The sequence below is a fragment of the Pseudomonas sp. H3_C08 genome (assembly GCF_054669455.1).
On record NZ_CP162803.1, the window covers coordinates 3,936,699 to 3,955,899 of the forward strand.

13 protein-coding genes are annotated in these 19,201 nt (G+C 59.6%); 6 read left to right on the forward strand and 7 right to left on the reverse strand.

Annotated elements, in window-relative coordinates:
• Positions 1 to 120: 120 nt before the first annotated feature.
• The gene (locus AB4N74_RS17955) at positions 121 to 5,247 is read left to right on the forward strand and encodes a dermonecrotic toxin domain-containing protein (RefSeq protein ID WP_460096796.1); all 5,127 of its coding nucleotides are present in this window, start codon (positions 121 to 123) and stop codon (positions 5,245 to 5,247) included.
• A gap of 110 nt (positions 5,248 to 5,357) precedes the next feature.
• Here AB4N74_RS17955 and AB4N74_RS17960 read toward each other — a convergent pair whose 3' ends face one another.
• From AB4N74_RS17960 to AB4N74_RS17980, 5 genes are all read right to left on the reverse strand, one after another.
• Positions 5,358 to 5,861: a CS1 type fimbrial major subunit gene (locus AB4N74_RS17960; protein WP_175559563.1), complete on the reverse strand. Its 504-nt coding sequence runs from the start codon at positions 5,859 to 5,861 to the stop codon at positions 5,358 to 5,360.
• Between the two features lie 33 nt (positions 5,862 to 5,894).
• Positions 5,895 to 6,638 carry a molecular chaperone gene (locus AB4N74_RS17965; RefSeq protein ID WP_460096798.1) on the reverse strand — a complete coding sequence of 248 codons (744 nt, stop codon included), beginning with the start codon at positions 6,636 to 6,638 and terminating at the stop codon, positions 5,895 to 5,897.
• Between the two features lie 44 nt (positions 6,639 to 6,682).
• On the reverse strand, positions 6,683 to 7,909 hold the full coding sequence (locus AB4N74_RS17970) for a hypothetical protein (RefSeq protein WP_460096800.1): 1,227 nt from the start codon (positions 7,907 to 7,909) through the stop codon (positions 6,683 to 6,685).
• 4 nt (positions 7,910 to 7,913) lie between these two features.
• Complete coding sequence (locus tag AB4N74_RS17975) at positions 7,914 to 10,436, reverse strand: CS1-pili formation C-terminal domain-containing protein (RefSeq protein WP_320336390.1); 2,523 nt, start codon at positions 10,434 to 10,436, stop codon at positions 7,914 to 7,916.
• A gap of 123 nt (positions 10,437 to 10,559) precedes the next feature.
• Positions 10,560 to 11,039, reverse strand: a complete 480-nt coding sequence (locus tag AB4N74_RS17980; RefSeq protein WP_099757076.1) for a CS1 type fimbrial major subunit — start codon at positions 11,037 to 11,039, stop codon at positions 10,560 to 10,562.
• A 499-nt stretch (positions 11,040 to 11,538) separates the two neighbouring features.
• On the opposite strand from AB4N74_RS17980, the gene AB4N74_RS17985 reads away from it, so the two are divergent.
• Positions 11,539 to 12,114: a PadR family transcriptional regulator gene (locus AB4N74_RS17985; protein ID WP_093430616.1), complete on the forward strand. Its 576-nt coding sequence runs from the start codon at positions 11,539 to 11,541 to the stop codon at positions 12,112 to 12,114.
• Positions 12,111 to 12,896 carry a siderophore-interacting protein gene (locus tag AB4N74_RS17990; RefSeq protein WP_093430617.1) on the forward strand — a complete coding sequence of 262 codons (786 nt, stop codon included), beginning with the start codon at positions 12,111 to 12,113 and terminating at the stop codon, positions 12,894 to 12,896. The genes AB4N74_RS17985 and AB4N74_RS17990 overlap by 4 nt, the downstream gene beginning before the upstream one ends.
• 102 nt (positions 12,897 to 12,998) lie before the next feature.
• On the opposite strand, the gene AB4N74_RS17995 is transcribed toward AB4N74_RS17990, so the two are convergent.
• Both AB4N74_RS17995 and AB4N74_RS18000 read right to left on the reverse strand, forming a co-directional pair.
• Positions 12,999 to 13,640, reverse strand: a complete 642-nt coding sequence (locus AB4N74_RS17995; RefSeq protein WP_460096802.1) for a Pr6Pr family membrane protein — start codon at positions 13,638 to 13,640, stop codon at positions 12,999 to 13,001.
• Between the two features lies 1 nt (position 13,641).
• Complete coding sequence (locus AB4N74_RS18000; RefSeq protein ID WP_007916799.1) at positions 13,642 to 13,872, reverse strand: VF530 family protein; 231 nt, start codon at positions 13,870 to 13,872, stop codon at positions 13,642 to 13,644.
• A 300-nt stretch (positions 13,873 to 14,172) separates the two neighbouring features.
• Here AB4N74_RS18000 and AB4N74_RS18005 point away from each other — a divergent pair, with 300 nt between their 5' ends.
• From AB4N74_RS18005 to AB4N74_RS18015, 3 genes are all read left to right on the forward strand, one after another.
• Positions 14,173 to 15,534, forward strand: a complete 1,362-nt coding sequence (locus AB4N74_RS18005) for a carbohydrate porin (RefSeq protein ID WP_093430619.1) — start codon at positions 14,173 to 14,175, stop codon at positions 15,532 to 15,534.
• 220 nt (positions 15,535 to 15,754) lie between these two features.
• Positions 15,755 to 18,166, forward strand: coding sequence for a glucose/quinate/shikimate family membrane-bound PQQ-dependent dehydrogenase (locus AB4N74_RS18010; RefSeq protein WP_460096804.1), 2,412 nt, complete (start codon positions 15,755 to 15,757; stop codon positions 18,164 to 18,166).
• Between the two features lie 519 nt (positions 18,167 to 18,685).
• Complete coding sequence (locus AB4N74_RS18015; RefSeq protein WP_460096806.1) at positions 18,686 to 19,060, forward strand: DUF6124 family protein; 375 nt, start codon at positions 18,686 to 18,688, stop codon at positions 19,058 to 19,060.
• The last annotated feature ends 141 nt before the right edge of the window (positions 19,061 to 19,201 follow it).

Sequence of the window (19,201 nt, forward strand, 5' to 3'; positions counted from 1 at the left end):
AGATTCGAATTTTCGTCGAATTGGCGCTGCGCAAAGCCGTTTGCCTCCCGATCTTTGAACTTTTGTTTTGCCCTGCCCTGAGTAGGCTGATCACTCCTCAACAATCAAGGATGATTGGCCATGTCTCTCTCTCCCCTGCCTGCGGAAAACGCGGACAAAGGACGGCACTACGAATTCATCAAGTCCGCCGTCAACGACAACTTCAAAAGCGCCACCGTCACCCGGAGCCTCGCCTTGGCAGTTTCGCCACTGAAGAACGAAGCCTGGTACACCAAAGCACCTTCCGCGTATCTGAACAAACTCGCTGCGGCCAACCTCAAGGCCTGGGGATCGCAGAACCAGGTTGATCATCTCTTGGCGAAAATCGATCTCCATGCCTTCGCCGAGCCGCTGCTCAAGGCAAAAATCAAGGAGCGGCACGGCATCGAGCCGGACGTCAAAAGCACCTTTCTGCGCCTGTACCTGCCCAAGGACAAACCGTGGTACGCCATCGACCTTTCCGCAGGCGTTGTGACCCGCACCGTCTCGCTGCTGGATGCCGCCCTGCACAATTTCGCCAGCAGTGAAACGGTCGACCATGGCTCGGACTACATCAGCGAGCCCGATGAGCGCGGTCTGTTCGATGTCGTACCGATCAAAAGCGCCATGCCCATCAGCCAGTTTCAGGCGCTGTGCCGCGATCTGGATATCGGCGCGCAGTATAAAAAACACCTGGAAAGTTACCTGCTGCCCGGCGAACCGCTGGCCGAGAGCGTGCTGCAGTACAAGGTCAACCAGAGTCAGAAGGACGCCCTCGCCGTCGCCGCACATTTGGCCCTGATCAAGGACGATATCCAGTACGACGTCTACAAAATGCTCTTGAGCCTGACCGAGGAAAAACCGCAACTGCTGCTCAATGGCCGCGCGATGCAGTGCGCTGACCTGTCGCTTCTCGGCACCCGGCTGACCGGGATTCTGCTGCTGACGCACGCGGCGTCGGACAGCCGCGGTGTTCGACGCCTGATCGTCTACATTCCCCACGACCCGGATCACCCGGTCAAGGAGTACAACTCTCTGAAAGCCTTCAGGGAGGAGTTGGTGCGCCAGCTTCGTGAAGACCGATTCAGCGAGTGGACCGAACAGACCTACCGTCAGTTCTTCAGCCAGTTTGTCGACCATCAGCAGCGCGGGCATTTCTTTGCCGAGCTTGAGCAACGCCTGTTCATTGTCAGGTATCACCCGCGTCAGGATCCCACCGATCAGCAACCACCGTGGCGCAAGGACCCGCTGGACAATCCCGACCTGCAGTTCGGTCGGGTGAAACTGCAGGGCGATTACTGGCGCCACGCCTATCAGCAAAAGCTCAACAAGATCCTCAACGACGCCCGGGAGATCGCCGTCTCCACCGCCGACACCGACAGCAAGGCGCGCTGGGCGTGGTGGGACAACTTCAAGAAAATCCTTTCGGACATTTTCAACGTGGCGCTGTTGATCGCCACACCATTCGTGCCGGGGCTGGGCGAATTGATGATGGCCTACACGGCCTACCAGCTGACCAGCGATGTGATCGAAGGCATCGTTGATCTGGCCGAAGGGCTTTGGCAGGACGCTGCCGGGCATGTCATCAGTGTGGTCACCGACATCATTCAGTTTGCCGCCTTCGCCGCCGGCGCGCAGATCGGCAAAACCTTTCGCGTCAAACTGTCGTCGCTGGTAGACGGCATGAAACCGGTCAGGCTGCCCAATGGCAAAAACAGCTTATGGCACCCGGACCTGAGTCCCTACGAGCGCAATGAACTGATGCTCTCGCCCGGCGCCAAACCCGATCGCCATGGCCTGCATCAGTACCGCAACGAACACGTCCTGCCGCTGGAAGGCAAGCTGTATGTCGTCGAAAAGGCCACGACTGATGCGACGTCCAACACCCACCGTATCAAGCACCCGAGCCGCGCCAACGCCTACCGGCCGAAAATCGAACACAACGGCCACGTCGCCTGGGTGCATGAAGCGGAGACCCCGCACAACTGGCCGAATGACGCGCTGATGCGACGACTGGGCCACAGCGTCGAACGCTTTTCGCCCGCGGAACTTGAGCAGATCCGCATCGGCAGCGGCACCGATCACGACGCCCTGCGTCAGATGCATATCGACAACAGCCCGCCTCCGCCGCTGTTGGCCGACACGGTCAAGCGCTTCAGCGCCTACGACGATGTACTCACGGCGACTGCCGACATCCGCGCGGGCCGCCCGATCGATCCACAGGCCGTCTGGCTGGAACCGGTGTTGACCGGTTTGCCGGGCTGGCCTTACAGCAAAGCGCTGGAGGTGTTTGCCGATGCCAGCCTGAGCGGTTACTCGCGCAAGTACGGCAATCCACAGGCTGCGCCGGCGGAGACGTTGCGCATCAGCCTCAACGATCTGAATGCGGGACAGTTGCCGGATCGCGTGACGAACTTCCTCACCAATGAAGAATTCAACCACCTGCTGGGCCCGGACATTGCCCCTGACCAACGCGTCGCGGCCTTGCGCAATCGGCTCGCCAATGCCGTCGATGAGCGCCGTGGCGAAGTATCCCGTCATGTCTATCAAGCCGGGGAAAGATCAGATAAAGCCGACGTCAAAACCGTCAAACAGACCTTCCCCGACCTCCCGCTGCCGCTTGCCGAAAAACTCGTAGCCCAGGCCAGCCCCACCGAACTGCAAAGAATCGCCGAGGAAAAACGCCTGCCGTTGCGCCTCAAGGTCCAGGCCCGCGAAATGGCCTTCGAAGCCTGCGCCACCCACGCCTACGAGGGCTTTTATCATGACGAGCTGATGACCGCAGACAGTGAACGCCTGGCCCTCAATACCCTCAGGCTCAACACCGACACCTTTGCCGATCTGCGTCTGGAAGTGCGCGACGGCACCTACGACGGACCACTGCGCTGCAGTGTCGGACCCGATGATGCAAGCGTCGTCAGGCGCCTGATCCGCAACGAACAGGGGCGCTATGAAGTGCTCGACGCAGGCAACCGCACGCTGCATGACGCGGATGATTTCTACGAGTCGATTCTGCAGGCCGTGCCTGCCGAAAAATTGCCAGCCGTGGGTTACCGGCACGGTCAGGGGCGCCCGCTGAAACGGTGGATCATGGAAGAGGCCGCCGCCCCTGCGCAGCGCCGAACCGCGCTGGCGGAACCGCCGATCCGCTCAGTGGCGACGATCGAGACCGAAACGCTGGTGCGCGGTTGGCCGTGGTTTTGGGCTGAACCGACGCTGGAACAACGCGTCAGTACGCTCTACCCGAAAATGAACACAAGAGAGGTGAATGCCTTCATTGAAGTCTTGCGGCGCAAGAGCGACGGCAATGCAGTCGATGCCATCGCAAAGCTGGAGAGCGAACGCAAGGATTTGCACCGTAAATTACAGGCATCGCGTGAAAAACACCCCGCCGGCGTGGACGACGAGGGAAATCCGGGCTACGGAGCGTCCATGGATTACATGCAACTTGGCGGGAGGCACATAGAAGAAAGGTTAATTGAGTGTTTCGAGCGCAAAAGCGCGGGGTTCGACGAACAGATCCATCATCCAGAGCAAGGCTATACGCTGGACCTGACCACTGAGTTGAACCGATATGATCTCGAATACTGGTGGGAAGAATTGCGCAAGCAACCCGGCATGAAGCAACACCTTGATCAGATCACCGCACTGAGGCTCAACAAGACATCCCTCTCGGCAAATCGCGACGGACTGCTCGGCAGCTTCCCTCATCTGCGCCAATTGAGCGCCCGCCAGTGCAATCTGAAAGAAATACCCTCCAGCATCGGCCAGATGCGTCAACTCGAGGATCTGGATCTGGCCGATAACCGCATCGACTTGACGTATCGCTCCAGCAAACAACTCGACGCACTGGTACGTCTGCGCACGCTAAACCTGAACGGCAATCCCTTGCGCATCCCCCCGGATGTCGGGCGAATGTACCGGCTGGAGGAGCTGAGCCTGGCTAACACCGACATCCAGACCTGGCCCAAGGGGCTGTTCAAGGTGGACAGCGTTGACCGGCAGCGACCGCGCAGTTTCATGCTCGACATGCGGGGGGCGCCAATCAATACCCTGCCCGAAGTCACGCCTGGCTCTGATCAGGCGTTTGTGCTCAGCCGCGCACGTTTCAGCCTGGAAAAACTGACCAATGAAGAGCGGAAGCGTTTTGGCGAGTATCGAGAGTCTTCACGCCTGGGTTTGGTGCAGGATTATTTTCCCGCCGCCAATGACGAACTCCGCCATTGGCAACTCGCTGCCGATGTGCCCGGCGGTTTCGGCCCGTCTTCGGCACTGAGCAAATATCGCGAAGAAACCTGGCATGACCTGATGGCCGAGCCGCACTCCGCCGGTTTTTTCAGCGTGATTGCCAAACAAAGAGAAAGCGCCGACTACCTGACGGAGCCCGCACGCCGCAAGCTGACCCAACGTGTCTGGGAAATGGTCGAAGCCGCCGCCCTCGATTCAGAGCTGCGCGAAAAACTGTTCAGACAGATTGTGTCCCCGGAGGACTGCGGCGATCTCGGTGCGCAATTGTTCAATTCACTGGGAATGAAAGTGCTGGTGTCCAAAGCCTATACAGCGCCGACATCGGCCCAGGTTCTGGATAACACCCTCGTACGCCTGGCCCGCAGTGCTGCGCGGCTGGACTTTGTGAGCGACGAGGCTCGCGTGGAGTACAGCAGCCAGGCGCAACAGAACCTGATCGATTCGAGGAAGCCTGCACCGGATGAAGTAGAGATTCATCTGGCACTCGAAACCGGCCTGGCGCAAAGACTGGAACTGCCTTGGCAATCGGAGGGCATGCGCTATCAGCCTCGATCCGGTGTCACTAACGCGGAGATCGAACTGGCTCACAGAATGATCATGAATCGGGAACAGGGCGACGGGTTGGTCAATAAAATGATCAACCTGGCTTCAGACAACTTCTGGGAGCGTCATCTGCGCAAGACTCACCCGACACAATACGAGCGCAATGATCGTCTGTTCGAGAACAAACTCGAATGGGTCGAAGAGTTGAAGAAAATAAAAGCGCAGTGGGCTGACCTCAAGGATCCGGGTCAGATAAAACCACTGACGCAAAAACTGGAAAGTCTTGCGAACCAACTCGGCATTTCCGTGGCCGATGTACTCAAGGATGAGCCCTTGAGCCAAAGGCTGTACCAGGACCTGCAGAAACAAATCGGTTATCAGCGCGATGACCTTTCCCGACAATTGACCCGGGAGGCCATGAGAATCGCGAACCTCTGACGGCAGGCTTGCAAACCGGTCAGACCATCAAGGACTGGCCGGCCCCTGCGACAGCTTTTCGCCCCCCCATAGGCCCGGGCTTGCGTGCTCTGGGTCAGGCCAAACCGCGCTCATTCTGCACCCGGCGCCCTGGCGGTGAACATCAGCACCACCGTGCCTTGGTAATCCCCGGAGAGATAGCCGCCCTCCGGCTCGATCGGATCGATCTTCAACGCCACGCGTTTGCTCCTGGCGGCTTCTTCCTCGGACAGCACCTGGCGCGGAGTGGCGTGCGAACTCAGCTCGACATCATTGAAAGAGACCCGCAGATCGATCACTCCGCCGGGGCGGCCATTATCCAGATAGGGGTCAAAGATCAAACGCGCTTCGATCGCGCTGCTGTCATGGTGCACATCGAAATTGCGCATCAGCCCGCTGAGGGTCGAGCGCTGATAGTCCCACTCAAGCCGCTGTGGCCGGTGAATCCAGTCCGGTTCTGCCGGAATGATGTAGAACGGGCGGCTGGGAATGGTCAGGGACACTTCGAAAGTGTGCTCTTCGCGCGCGGCCCACGCCCCGGCGCCGGTCAGCGCAGTGGCGACCACCAGCGCGGCGGCGGTGCATTGCTTGATCATGTTGGTTACCCGATGGGTCAATGGAAAACAAACCTAGCGACTGGCGGTCTTCATGCTTTTTTTCTCGCTGCCTTCGATCAGGAAGAAGCGGTATTCGCGGCCCTTTTCCTTGTCAAAGGCAAAGGTCTTGCCCGCCAGCACGTGGTGTTTGGTGGTCGCGCCGCAGTCGCTTTCCTTGCTCAGTGAACAGCTCTTGAACTCATCGACAATCAGCACGGTGTTGCCATCGTTACGCAGTTCATAGCGTTTTTCGGTGTCATTGATGACGGTGGCAAAACGCGCGTCCTTCGGCCGCACAAAGAAGATCGTGCCGAACCCGGTCATTACGTTGACCCCGGCTGAAAGCGAGTTTTTGTAGTCTTCGCGCTCCTCGCTGCTGACCACGAACTCGTCTTCCTTTTCCGGCACCACCGGGACGAAGCGCACGCGGAAATAGCGCTCGTGATCGCGCTCGCCCATGTACAGCAAACGCGTACCCTGCATGCCCTGCGCCGGGACGATCAGCCGCGCCGGACTGGCCATCACGCCATTGCGTGAAGCACCGTCGGCAGCGTTTTGCACGGGCACTTCCTGCGGCACGCCATCGGCGCCGTAGATGATCTCCAGCACGTTGACCTTGACGAAGGCCGTGGCATCGCCGCTGTTGAATACGCGCTTCAGGTAAGTACTTTTATCAGCGTCGAGATAGTCGTAGACGGTGCCGACATTGATTTGCGGGCCGGCCTGCGCCGTCAGGCAACACATGCTGAGCACGCCCAGCAGAAAACCACGTTTCATCGCGTTCAACTCCATGAAAATCGAAATGGGCCGGACTGGAGCGCTCACGCATCCGAGTCCCAGATAATGGTGATGTTGCCGCGCAGCCGGTCGTTCTTTCCGGGGCGCAGGAGGAATTCGATCGCAAACGGGTCCAGCTCGAAATGCAGCGTGCCGCCCTTGCGCTCCACGTACATGTTTGGCTGGAACGGCCCCATCCAACGGTTGAAATGCAGTGGAATTTTGCTGACGGGGCCACCGCCGGGGCCACCGCCGGGGCCGTCGATTCCCGCAGGCAAGGACATCGAGACCTTGACCTGAACGGAATCGCCCGAAGGGCTGCCGAGGTTGCAGTACGCCCCGCCCTGGGAACTGCACAGCATCATCACCTTGAAGCGCGAAGATGCCGAGATGAAGAACGGTTGGTCGCGGAAGATCCGCGACGGCTTGCGCCCGCTGTCGATCCACGGCGCCCATCCGCCTTCGGGTTCCAGCGACACTTTGTTGCCACCCGGCGGGAGATCGACTTTGAGGGTGTGCTGTACGTCCAGTACGAAGTCGAGGGTCAGGTTGGAGTCATCAGGTTGAAAACTCTGGCCCATATCGAAATCGCCGCCATTGCCCAGGCGGTAGCTCAGTGACCCGGTGTAAAGGCCCGATGACATGCCCAACGGATTTGGCGTGCGCAGTTCATAGGCGAAGTCGAGGGTATCGAAGTACATGGACGGAATGGTCGCCAGGGTCTTTTTGACACAGAGGTCTTCGACAGGGGTTTTCCAGAAAAACCGGTAGTCGGTCGGGGAGTAAGCGCCGACGCCGCTGTACAGGCACGGCGGGGACGCATACACCCAACTGCTGCCTTCCCAGAGCCGTTGATGGCCGAGCAATGGATCGCTCACTCCGACCAGTTCGTGGGCCGGCTGGCTCAGGACGTATTTGGAACCGACGCCCGTAATACGCACTTCCACGGTTTCCGTTTCCATCGTATCGGTATTGGTTACTGTCAATCGGCGCCAATTGGCGGGCACCTTTATGCCGACGCCCCAATTGGGCGGGAGGGTCAGGGTGGAGTTGAACCGGACCGGCGTCTGAATGCTGAACATCGAGTTTTCCGCGCATTGATCCGGATAAGTCGCGCAGTAACCGCTGTTGGGGGTTTTGTTGACGAATACGTTCTTGCCCGGCTGCGAAGAGTCGGGCTGAAACAACGCGCGGATCTCGTGGCTGGCCGCCTGCGCCGAGGACACACCCAGCGCCAGTGCCAGCGCACAACCACCTGTCATCATTTTCATAAGATCAACCTGCCTTCTGTTCGGTGGAGGTGGCGTCAGCGAGGGTGTCCGGCGTGCAGCGCAGATCGCCGATCATCAGCACATTGTTTTCGCTGCGATGGTCGGACTCGTTGAGGCGGAACTGGCAGAGCAACTGGTTGCCCTGACGCACTTCCAGGGTCGGTGAGCCGGCGTTCATTTCCATCGAGAAGAACCCGTCGACTTCGCTCACCCCACGGCTGGCGTGGTTGATCACGTGGTGGCCCTTGAGCGGCCGCCCCTGGCCATCCACCAGTCGGCCGAGCACGGTCATGGTTTTCATCACGCGGACCTTGCGGTACTCCACGCCACCCTTGTTCAGGTGATAGCGGGTGCGCGGCGGTTCGATGGACGCGGCCGGTACGTGGTTGCCCTCGAAGTCGAAACTCACCGAGCTGTTCTGGTACGCGGTGATCGGGATGAAATTGCGCCCCGGCTTCAACGCCGCACCGCCACCGCTGAAATCATCGGCCCGCAGGACGATGTCCTCGATGTCCGACTCGACGTCGACAATCAGCCCGGCGCCACGCACTTCGGTCTGACTGGTCATGAGCATCTGCTGCGCACCGACCACCAGCGTGCTATCGAGGTTGAGGCCGCCGGTGAAATTGCCGTTGTAGGAGGAGCGCTGAATAAAGCCGTCACCATTGACCGCGTCGGTGCGGAAGTTGGCCAGGCTGGCGACGCCCACCCCGTAGGTGTCGGTGAGTGCCGTGACCGACACGTTCTGCAAAACGTGATCCCGGAAATCCTTGCGCCAGCCGAGCGAGGCGTTGTTGTCACGGGCACCGTCACGGGCCGTGCGTGAGCCGATACTGCCGCTGATCTGCTGACCGGGGGCGCCGAGTGCCATGTTGATGCTCAGGTCGACCCCGCGATTGCGCGCATCGCCGCTGCTGAAACTGCCCGGCCGATCAAAAATCGACAGGCGCCAACTGGCATCGCTGCCCAGCACCATCGTGCGCTGGGTCCAGCCCAGATCGACGCCCATGCCTTCGACATTGCCCTCGCTGTGCGAGACCCGCGCGTTGACCGAACTCTTGCTGCTGAGGCGATGGTTGAGCGCCAGCGAGGAATTGCTGGTCTGGCCGATGAACACATTGCGCGGGCGCACCCGGGTGCCGTCCGGCAACGTGTCGTAGGTATTGGTGGTGTCGAGCCAACTGCGGTTATGGCTGACGACAAGACTGCCGGCGCCGTAGTTGTAGAGGCTTTGCAGATCGAGACCGGTGCCGTAATCCTCGGTCTTGTAGACGTTGGCGTAGAGGCTGATGTGATTGGCCAGGGTCCAGTCGATGGACGTGCCGTATTGCAGTTTTTCGCGAATCTGCCGTGCCGACAGCCCGAGGATGACGCGCGGATGCAACAGGTAATTCAGCGAGGCACCTGCGGTCGGGCTGCCGCTGGCCTGGGTGTCCCAGTTGCTCAGCAGTTTCTGTTCTTCGCCGGCAAAGACGTTGTAGCGCCAGCGCTCGTCGAGGTTGCGCCAGTTGTTGGGCTTGTACACCAACTCCTGAGTAGTGGAGGTGATCTGGCCGTCCTCGATCAGCCGGACTTCCACTTCATAAATGCCACCGGGCAGCGGCCGGGTGTCGAGGGTCTGCAAACCGGCCGGCACCGATTGGGTATTGATCAGCAGGCCATCGCGCCAAATCTCCACCGAACCCTGGCGGTTGGCGGTGACATAGATCGGATAAACGCTGGGCATCGGGCTGTTGATGGCCAGGCTGTCGGAGCTGCCGTACATCACGCCGACGGCGGTGTCGGGACTGCTGCCGAACGTGCGCGGCTGGCGCGTCAGCCCTTCGGAATTGGGGGTGAAATAGCCCAGGCGGAAAAAACTGCCTTGCAGTTCGCGCTGAGTGTGCAGCTCTTGAACGGAGTGAAAAAGCTTGTCGTCCGGACCGCCGAGACGGGCTACTTGCAGATTCAGTGTCTGACTCCAGCTGCCCAGACTTGAGCTGGCTTCGAGGCCGAAACGCCCGCCGAGATCCTGATCCTGGCCGCCATTGAGGTTGAGCTGGTTACGCACCATCAAGCCATGACTGCCACCATCAGGCTGTTCGAAGTAACGCTTGGCTTCAACGTCGCGTTCGGCATTTTCGGTGAGAATCGAGACCAGCGAGTTTTCCAGGTTGTAATGCACCGCCAGAAACTGGTCCGGGCAGGAACCGCTGCACGCACCCAAGGGCACGCCGGGTTTCAGATAGCTCGCCCATTTTTCCCGCTCGGCGGGGCCAAAACGATTTTCGCTGGTGTCAGTGAATTCGAGCAGGGTGAGGCGATCGTCGCGGGACAACACCACCATGGCCTCACCCAGTGGTTGCTGATCGACTTCGACCCGTACCGCCAGCGGCACATCAAAGAAATGCTCCTCGAAATCCGCCGGCAAACCCTTGGCCTGCGCCAGCAGACTGCGTGGTGTGGTGCCGGTGGAGTTGGAAGCCACAGCTGCGCTGGCACAAAACAACAGCGCAAGCGCAGCCGCGATGGGTGTCATCGGGAACATGAACGCGTACTCGGATAACAAACAATGGAAGTCCGTCGAGGCAAACAAATCGTCAGCCCCGACGGTCAAGCGTCAACATTGAAGTTGGGCTTAGTGCCTGATCGATCGATCAAGTGACTGCTGTTATGGCGTCACGGCGTCGAAGATCATCGCCACGGCCCCGGTGTAATCACCTGGCTGGAAGTTGTTGCCCACCGCGCTAATGTTCAGCGGCGCACGGTAGTTGACGTCGGACTCGGCTTCACCCACGACCAGTTGCGGAGTCAGGGTCAGTTCCTTGTTGTTGAACAGCACGCGCAGTTCGATAGAAGTACTGCCCGAGATCAGTTTTGGCAGGCTCTCGAGGCTGGCGTGTACCGAGCCGTTATTGTTGCGCACGTCGAAGAAGCCATTGACGTCGCGCATCTTGCCGGTGGTTGGCTGATAGCTCATGTCCTGGTCCTTGTTGACCAGATCCGGATCGGTCGGCACCACATAGAAACCGTTGGTCGGCACATGCGCGACAAGGCTGATCGAGTGCGACGCTTCACCAGCGGCGAATGCGCCAGTGGAACCCAGTGCCAGAAGAGCCAGTGGAGCGGCGATTGCGAGTTTCTTGAACATCGTTATGTACCTGTTTTCTTGATAGGGGGATGAACATTGAAAGTTCAGGTAAATCATTGCCCGAGTTGAGCCAGATCAACTTGAACGTTCAACGCCTAGGCATCATCGACTGTTGCCTCTGGAAAGTAAGCAAGCAACTTCCGATAACCTCGTAGTTAAACAACCCCATGACCCGCCAGAAAAAAGAACAAAATAACGATATTCGAAACAGTAACTGTAAGTTATCCCCTACAGACAGTTTAAATTAAAAAACCATACAGCAACTTCGCCCCGACAGTACGGCAACTCAGGGTCATTTAGAACATATACTCTACATCAAATAGAGTGATGACTTTAACTTTCAAGTTATCGCTGACTTACATCCCGCCGAAAAATCATCGCTTGCATTGGTGGGTGGGCTGCCGCTCGTCAGCCGAGGTCGCGACGCGGGGAAAAACGTCTTGCATAGACATTAAGATATATCTTAAGTTGTATCTAAACACGACGAGAGAAGACCGAAATGAGAGACCATCATTCCCCCCACCGCGAACACGGCGACGGCCGTGACGGCTTCGAGAAGCGCCCCGGACGTGAGCGCGGCGGCCGCGGCCCACGGGTATTCGCCCCCGGTGACCTGAAATTGCTGCTGCTGGCGCTGGTGGCCGAACAGCCGTGCCACGGCTACGACCTGATCCGCCAGATCGAAGGCATGTTCGACGGCGCGTACAGCCCCAGCCCCGGGGTGATCTACCCGACCCTGACCTTTCTCGAAGAGAGCGAACTGATCACTGGCGACGCCGAGGGCGGTAAAAAACGCTACAGCGTCACCGAGGCCGGTCGTTTATCTCTCAGTGAGCAAGCGGTCGCGCTGGACGGCGTGCGCATGCGGATCGATGTGAGCAAACGCTCACTACGTGGCCATGATCGGCCGCCGGAAATCCACGAAGCCGTGCACAACCTGCGCCATGCCCTGCAAATGCACCACGGCCGCTGGAGCGCCGCAGAAATCCTGCGCGTGCGTGACCTGCTCAACGACACCGCCAAAGCCATCGTCGACGGCCCTGCCGTTCAACCTGCCCCGGAGAAAGCCGAATGACTGCAGTCGATACCCAAACCATTCACCGTGTGATGCACGAAATCAAACGCCGCAAGCTGGAAGTCCTGCGCGTGGTCGACCTGACCCCGCGCATGCGCCGCATTACCCTCGGCGGGCCGGAGCTGGCCGGGTTTATCAGCCTGGGCACTGACGATCACGTCAAACTGTTGTTCCCGCAGAACGCCGAACAAGCCGCCGCGCTGGAGACCATGGTGCTCGGCGCCGGCAAGGACGATGGACCAAAACCGGAAATGCGTGATTACACGCCGCGTCGCTACGACCTCGATGCGCTGGAACTGGACATCGATTTTGTCCTGCACGGTGACGGCCCTGCGTCGACCTGGGCTGAGCAAGCCAAGCCAGGACAATTCCTGCACATCGGCGGCCCGCGCGGCTCGATGATCGTCCCGGATATTTTCGACAGCTACTTGCTGATCGGCGACGAAACCGCCCTGCCCGCCATCGCCCGCCGCCTCGAAGGCCTGGCGGCCAATCGCAAGGCCTTGGTGGTGATCGAAGTGGAAAACGGCGCCGAACAGCAAGTGCTCGAAAGCGCGGCGCAGGTCAATGTGATCTGGGTGTTGCGCGAAGGTAGCAAGGACAACCTGCTGGCGACGGTGAAGCAATTGCAGGTGCCTAAAGGCAATCTGTATGCGTGGGTGGCGACCGAAACGAAAGTTTCACGGCAGATTCGCCGGGTGCTGATCGATGAGCATGGGCTGGATGAACAACTCATCAAAGCCGTCGGCTACTGGCGCGCTGAAGGATCGGAAGAAGAGTGATATCCCTTGTAGGAGTGAGCCTGCTCGCGATAGCGGAGTGTCAGTCAATAAATTTGTAACTGATCCACCGCCATCGCGAGCAGGCTCACTCCTACAGGTGCTTTAACTTCGTGCAAGCCTCCAGCGGTCGAGGCCAATGACCAGCAAGCCAATCCCCACAAACCCCAGCAATATCCCCCCGGCATTCAGCAGCACCTGTGAATAACCCAACACCGCCACATCAATGAACGGATACGCATACGCGCCGAGCAGATGCCCGCGCAGCAAGGCGTAGATGAAATACACCAGCGGATAGATCAGCCACACCGGCAGATGCCCCAACCGCAGCGTACCTTTCGGTACGCAGAGCCACCAATAGCCAAGAAACAGCAGCGGCATCACGTCGTGCAGCAACTCGTCAGCAATAAATTGCCAGCCTTCCGGGTGCCACAAATGCCGCAGCAAAAGGCTATAGGCAAGCCCGACCACAGCAATACTCACGGCAATGCCACTGCTGACCCACGGCTGCAAAAACCAGCGGCGCGCGGCGGTTTCGCGAGCGGTCACGGCACAGGTCAGCACCGTCGCCACCAGCGTGTTGGTCAGAATCGTGAAGTAGCTGAAAAAGCTCACCAGCCCGCCCAACAGGCTGGCGCCGACGCTTAAACGTGCGAAGAAAATCAGATAAAGCTGAATGCCCAACCCCGCCCAGCCCAATATGGCTGCGCAGGTGATCAGGCGGCGGCGCCAACAACCGGTATGCATTTCAGAGCGGTCGCTTGGTGCGCATCAATTTCACGTACAGACGCTCGACCTTCTCGCGCGCCCATGGCGTTTTACGCAGGAACGTCAGGCTCGACTTGATGCTCGGATCACTCTTGAAGCAGCGAATATCGATGCGCTCGGCCAGTCCCGACCATTCGTAATGGCTCACCAGTGCATTGAGGATCTGTTCAAGGGTGACGCCGTGCAGCGGATCGGGAGTTTGTTCGTTCATGCCAGGCCTTTGGGCGAAGTGAAAATGCGGAAGCCGCGCACCTTAGCCGAGGGGCTGACCGGGTGGAAGGCCTGACTTCAAATGTAGGCCAACCTGGAAAGATCGCAGGCCACGACCCGGCCGACAATGCGCCCGTTTGCCGCACTGTTACCGAATCCGAAACGCTGCATGTTCACAAAAGGCCTTTGTCTTTTTGTAACAGATCTTTATCCTGCCGCCCTTCCGCTGAATCGCTTCACTGCCTGCGACATATTGAAGCGCTCGAATTGCACCCCGAAAACACCAAAAAAAGACTGAGCCATGCCCGACTTTTCCTTCTCCCGAGACAGCGCTATCTCAACCCTGCGCACCCTTGGCGGCTTTACCGCCCTCGGCCTCGCCACTTGCGTTCAAGCGGCGCCCGCGTTCGACAGTGAATCACCGTACATGCTCGGTGACTGGAACGGCACGCGCACCGAACTCTCGGAAAAAGGCTACGACTTCAAGCTCGATTACACCGGCGAAATGGGCAGCAACCTGCACGGCGGCTACGACCACGACCGCACTGCGCGCTATAGCGATCAGTTCGGCCTGGGCACGCACCTGGACTTGCAAAAGATCCTCGGCTGGGACGACGCCGAATTTCAACTGACCATCACCAAACGCAGCGGCAACAACATCAGCAACGACCGCATCAACGATCCGCGCGTTGGCGGCTTCACCTCGGCCCAGGAAGTCTGGGGCCGTGGCCAGACCACGCGCCTGACGCAGATGTGGTATCAGCAGAAATTCTTCGATCAGAAACTCGACATCAAGGTCGGTCGCTTCGGTGAAGGCGAAGACTTCAACAGCTTCCCGTGCGACTTCCAGAACCTGGCGTTCTGCGGCTCGCAGGTCGGCAACTGGGTCGGCGGCATCTGGTACAACTGGCCGGTCAGCCAATGGGCGCTGCGCGTCAAATATCACCTGACCCCAGAGCTGTACGCACAGGTCGGCGCTTACGAGCAGAACCCGTCGAACCTCGATCGCGGCAACGGTTTCAAACTCAGCGGCAGCGGCACCCAGGGCGCGATCCTGCCGATCGAACTGGTGTGGACGCCGAAACTCAACGGCCTGCCGGGTGAATACCGTGCCGGTTACTACTACAGCAACGCCAACGCCAGCGACGTCTATAAAGACAGCCACGGCCAACCGGCGGCCCTGAGCGGTGAAGCCTATCGCAGCGCGTCGAGCAAACACGGCGTGTGGCTGGGTATTCAGCAGCAAATCACCAGCATGGCCAGCGATAACTCGCGCGGCTTGAGCGTGTTCGCCAACGGCACGATGCACGACAAGAAAACCAACGCGATCGACAACTACGTGCAGGCCGGCATCACCTACAAAGGCCCGTTCGATGCGCGCGCCAAGGATGACATCGGTTTCGCCCTCGCCCGCGTGCACGTCAACCCGGCCTTCCGCAAAAATGCCGAAGCCAGCAACCGCGCCAACGCCGTGTACGACTACGACGATCCGTCCTTCCTGCCGCCGCAAGACACCGAATACAGCGCCGAGCTGTATTACGGCGTGCACGTGACCAACTGGCTGACCGTACGCCCGAACCTGCAATACATCCGCCACCCCGGTGGCGTGAACAACGTCGACGACGCCCTGATCGGCGGGATCAAGATCCAGTCCTCGTTCTAAACGATTTACGTAAATCCATTGTAGGAGTGAGCCTGCTCGCGATAGCGGTGTTTCAGGCGACATCTCCAGTGACTGAAACACCGCCATCGCGAGCAGGCTCACTCCTACAAAAAAGAAATTCGTTAGCTAGACAAGTTTTTATCTGAACCATGCCTGTGCCAAATCGTCATCTAAAGTGACTACAGCGCGGGACTACATAAACGTCACGGAGAATCACACTATGAGCACCGTAAGTGCTTCGAGTCGGGGCCGTCTGCTACCGAGCCTGCTCGGCATTCTGCTTCTACTGATGGGCCTGGCCATGTTGGCCGGTGGGGTCAAGCTGAGCATGCTCGGCGGCTCGCTGTACTACCTGCTGGCCGGTATCGGCATCGCGCTGTCCGGCATTCTGATGCTGATGCGCCGTCGCGCGGCGCTGGGCCTGTACGCCATCGTCTTGTTTGCCAGCACCGTTTGGGCGCTGTGGGAAGTCGGTCTGGACTGGTGGCAACTGGTGCCACGTCTGGCGCTGTGGTTTGTCCTCGGTTTCGTCATGCTGCTGCCGTGGTTCCGTCGTCCGCTGCTGCTTAACGGCCCGGCGCCGATGGGCACTGGCGGTCTGACCGTCGCTGTGGTGCTGGCCGGCGTCACCGCTCTGGCCAGCCTGTTCACCCACCCGGGCGAAACCTTCGGCGAACTGGGCCGCGACACCGCGGACACCACCAGCACCGCGCCAGCCATGCCCGATGGCGACTGGCAGGCCTACGGCCGCACCGAATTCGGTGACCGCTACTCGCCGCTGAAGCAGATCACCCCGGCCAACGTCGGCAAACTGCAAGAAGCCTGGCGCATCCAGACCGGCGACTTGCCGACCGCTGATGACCCGGTCGAGCTGACCAATGAAAACACTCCGCTGAAAGCCAACGGCATGATCTATGCGTGCACCGCGCACAGCAAAGTGTTGGCCCTGGACCCGGACACCGGCAAAGAACTGTGGCGCTTCGATCCGCAGATCAAGAGCCCGGTCGGCTTCAAAGGCTTCGCCCACATGACCTGCCGTGGCGTGTCGTACTACGACGAAGCCGCTTACGCGAAAACTGAAAACGCTGCCTCGGCGGTGATTTCCGAAGCTGGCAAAGCCGTTGCGCAGGCTTGCCCGCGTCGTCTGTACCTGCCCACCGCTGATGCTCGCCTGATCGCCCTGAACGCCGACACCGGCAAGATCTGCGAAGGCTTCGGCAACAACGGTGTGGTTGACCTGACCCAAGGCATCGGCCCGTTCACCGCTGGTGGCTACTACTCCACCTCGCCAGCGGCGATTACCCGTGATCTGGTGATCATGGGCGGTCACGTGACCGACAACGAATCGACCAACGAGCCATCGGGCGTGATCCGCGCTTTCGACGTGCGCGACGGTCACCTCGTATGGAACTGGGACAGCGATAAGCCAGACGCCACCGAGCCTTTGGCACCGGGCGAAACTTACAGCCGTAACTCGGCGAACATGTGGTCGCTGGCCAGTGTCGACGAAAAACTCGGCATGGTTTACCTGCCACTGGGCAACCAGACCCCAGACCAGTGGGGCGCTGACCGCACCCCGGGCGCCGAGAAATTCAGCGCCGGTGTAGTTGCTCTGGACCTGGCCACCGGTAAAGTGCGCTGGAACTACCAGTTCACCCACCACGACCTGTGGGACATGGACGTTGGCAGCCAGCCAACCCTGCTCGACATGAAAACCGCCGACGGCGTGAAACCGGCGCTGATCGCTCCGACCAAACAGGGCAGCCTGTACGTCCTCGACCGTCGTGACGGCACGCCGATCATTCCGATCAAGGAAATCCCGGTCCCGCAAGGCGCCGTCAAAGGCGACCACACCGCACCGACCCAGGCCCGTTCGGACCTCAACCTGCTGGCCCCGGAACTGACCGAAAAAGCCATGTGGGGCGCGAGCCCGTTCGACCAGATGCTGTGCCGCATCCAGTTCAAGGAACTGCGTTATGAAGGCCAGTACACCCCGCCGTCGGAACAGGGCAGCCTGATCTACCCGGGTAACGTTGGCGTGTTCAACTGGGGCGGTGTTTCGGTCGACCCGGTTCGCCAGATGCTGTTCACCAGCCCGAACTACATGGCCTTCGTTTCGAAAATGGTGCCACGCGAGCAAGTCGCCGCCGGCAGCAAACGCGAAAGCGAAACCGCTGGTGTGCAGCCAAACACCGGCGCGCCATACGCGGTGATCATGCACCCGTTCATGTCGCCATTCGGCGTACCGTGCCAGGCCCCGGCCTGGGGCTACGTCGCCGGTATCGACCTGACCACCGGCAAAGTCGTGTGGAAACGTAAAAACGGCACCAGCCGCGACAGCTCGCCCATCCCGATCGGCTTCAACTTGGGCGTGCCTAGCATGGGCGGTTCGATGGTCACGGCCGGCGGCGTCGGCTTCCTCAGCGGCACCCTCGACCAGTACCTGCGCGCGTACGACGTGAACAGCGGTAAAGAGCTGTGGAAATCGCGTCTGCCCGCTGGCGGCCAGGCAACTCCGATGACCTACACCGGCAAGGACGGCAAGCAATACGTGCTGCTGGTTGTCGGCGGTCACGGCTCGCTGGGCACCAAGATGGGTGACTACGTGATTGCCTACAAACTGCCGGAGTAAGTTTTAGCGGCGGTAAAAATGAAGGCGATGTCCCGCAAGGGACATCGCCTTTTTTTGTGCACACCCATTTTGAATCCACCGGAGAACCCTGTGGGAGCGAGCCTGCTCGCGAAGGCGTCAGCACATTCAACATCTACGGTGCCTGACACACCGCTTTCGCGAGCAGGCTCGCTCCCACAGGTTGAAAAGTGTTTATCCGTGGGAAAGGTGCTCGTCCTACAGACGTTGAAAATTGCGCGGAGTTTTCCGACAAGTCGCGTCGGTTGTGCCTCGGAAATCGGCTGGATAGGCTCGGGGGGTCGCTGCAAATTCAGCGAACGGGCGTCGCGGCCCGACTTCTGGGGCATAATTGCCGCCGCTTAACAGCAGCACCCCGAGTGCTTGTTTTATGGTGGCTGTACGCGGGATACCTTCGGGTATGCCGAATGCTCAGGTCGGTCCGCGAACCCGCGTACAGCTGCCACCCTCTTTTTGCGTCGCGGCAATTAGAGGAATGGCCCAATTCCTGAGGAGCAACAAATGAAAAAGCCGACACCCAATCCCCCCGAAATCGAAGACACCACCCCCTACGAATTCCCCGGCTCGAAGCGATTCCACGAAGCCGCCGAACGCGCGCTCGACCACTACCTCAAACCCAACGCCTTGACCCTGCGCTTTCACAAACCCAGCACCATGTTCCAGGTTGCCCCCGAACAGGACAGCGAAAGCCTGCTGGTCCACGCCTGCGAATCGCTGGCCCAGGCCAGCCTCATGACCAGCGACATCGCCGCCTACATCGACCTGCCGCAGCGACGCACGATTCTGGCCATCCAGCAAATCATCATGCTCGCCGAACTGGCCGTGAACCGCGTGCTGGATAACCACGAAATCCGCCAATCCCCAACACACAGCTAACCCTCTGTGGAAGCGAGCCTGCTCGCGATGGCGTCAGCGCATTCGGCAGTTGGACTGACTGACACAGCGCTTTCGCGAGCAAGCCTGCCCCGCACTTGATCAACACTGTGCCTGCTATATAACTCCTATCAAGAAGGCTCA

Excerpts from the sequence above, each read along its gene's own strand:
- AB4N74_RS17955 (WP_460096796.1), top strand. The coding sequence starts at position 121 with ATGTCTCTCTCTCCCCTGCCTGCGGAAAACGCGGACAAAGGACGGCAC.
- AB4N74_RS17970 (WP_460096800.1), bottom strand. The coding sequence starts at position 7,909 with ATGAAAATGATGACAGGTGGTTGTGCGCTGGCACTGGCGCTGGGTGTG.
- AB4N74_RS18015 (WP_460096806.1), top strand. The coding sequence starts at position 18,686 with ATGAAAAAGCCGACACCCAATCCCCCCGAAATCGAAGACACCACCCCC.
- AB4N74_RS17995 (WP_460096802.1), bottom strand. The coding sequence starts at position 13,640 with ATGCATACCGGTTGTTGGCGCCGCCGCCTGATCACCTGCGCAGCCATA.
- AB4N74_RS17990 (WP_093430617.1), top strand. The coding sequence starts at position 12,111 with ATGACTGCAGTCGATACCCAAACCATTCACCGTGTGATGCACGAAATC.
- AB4N74_RS17980 (WP_099757076.1), bottom strand. The coding sequence starts at position 11,039 with ATGTTCAAGAAACTCGCAATCGCCGCTCCACTGGCTCTTCTGGCACTG.
- AB4N74_RS17975 (WP_320336390.1), bottom strand. The coding sequence starts at position 10,436 with ATGTTCCCGATGACACCCATCGCGGCTGCGCTTGCGCTGTTGTTTTGT.
- AB4N74_RS18000 (WP_007916799.1), bottom strand. The coding sequence starts at position 13,872 with ATGAACGAACAAACTCCCGATCCGCTGCACGGCGTCACCCTTGAACAG.
- AB4N74_RS17985 (WP_093430616.1), top strand. The coding sequence starts at position 11,539 with ATGAGAGACCATCATTCCCCCCACCGCGAACACGGCGACGGCCGTGAC.
- AB4N74_RS18010 (WP_460096804.1), top strand. The coding sequence starts at position 15,755 with ATGAGCACCGTAAGTGCTTCGAGTCGGGGCCGTCTGCTACCGAGCCTG.
- AB4N74_RS17960 (WP_175559563.1), bottom strand. The coding sequence starts at position 5,861 with ATGATCAAGCAATGCACCGCCGCCGCGCTGGTGGTCGCCACTGCGCTG.
- AB4N74_RS18005 (WP_093430619.1), top strand. The coding sequence starts at position 14,173 with ATGCCCGACTTTTCCTTCTCCCGAGACAGCGCTATCTCAACCCTGCGC.
- AB4N74_RS17965 (WP_460096798.1), bottom strand. The coding sequence starts at position 6,638 with ATGAAACGTGGTTTTCTGCTGGGCGTGCTCAGCATGTGTTGCCTGACG.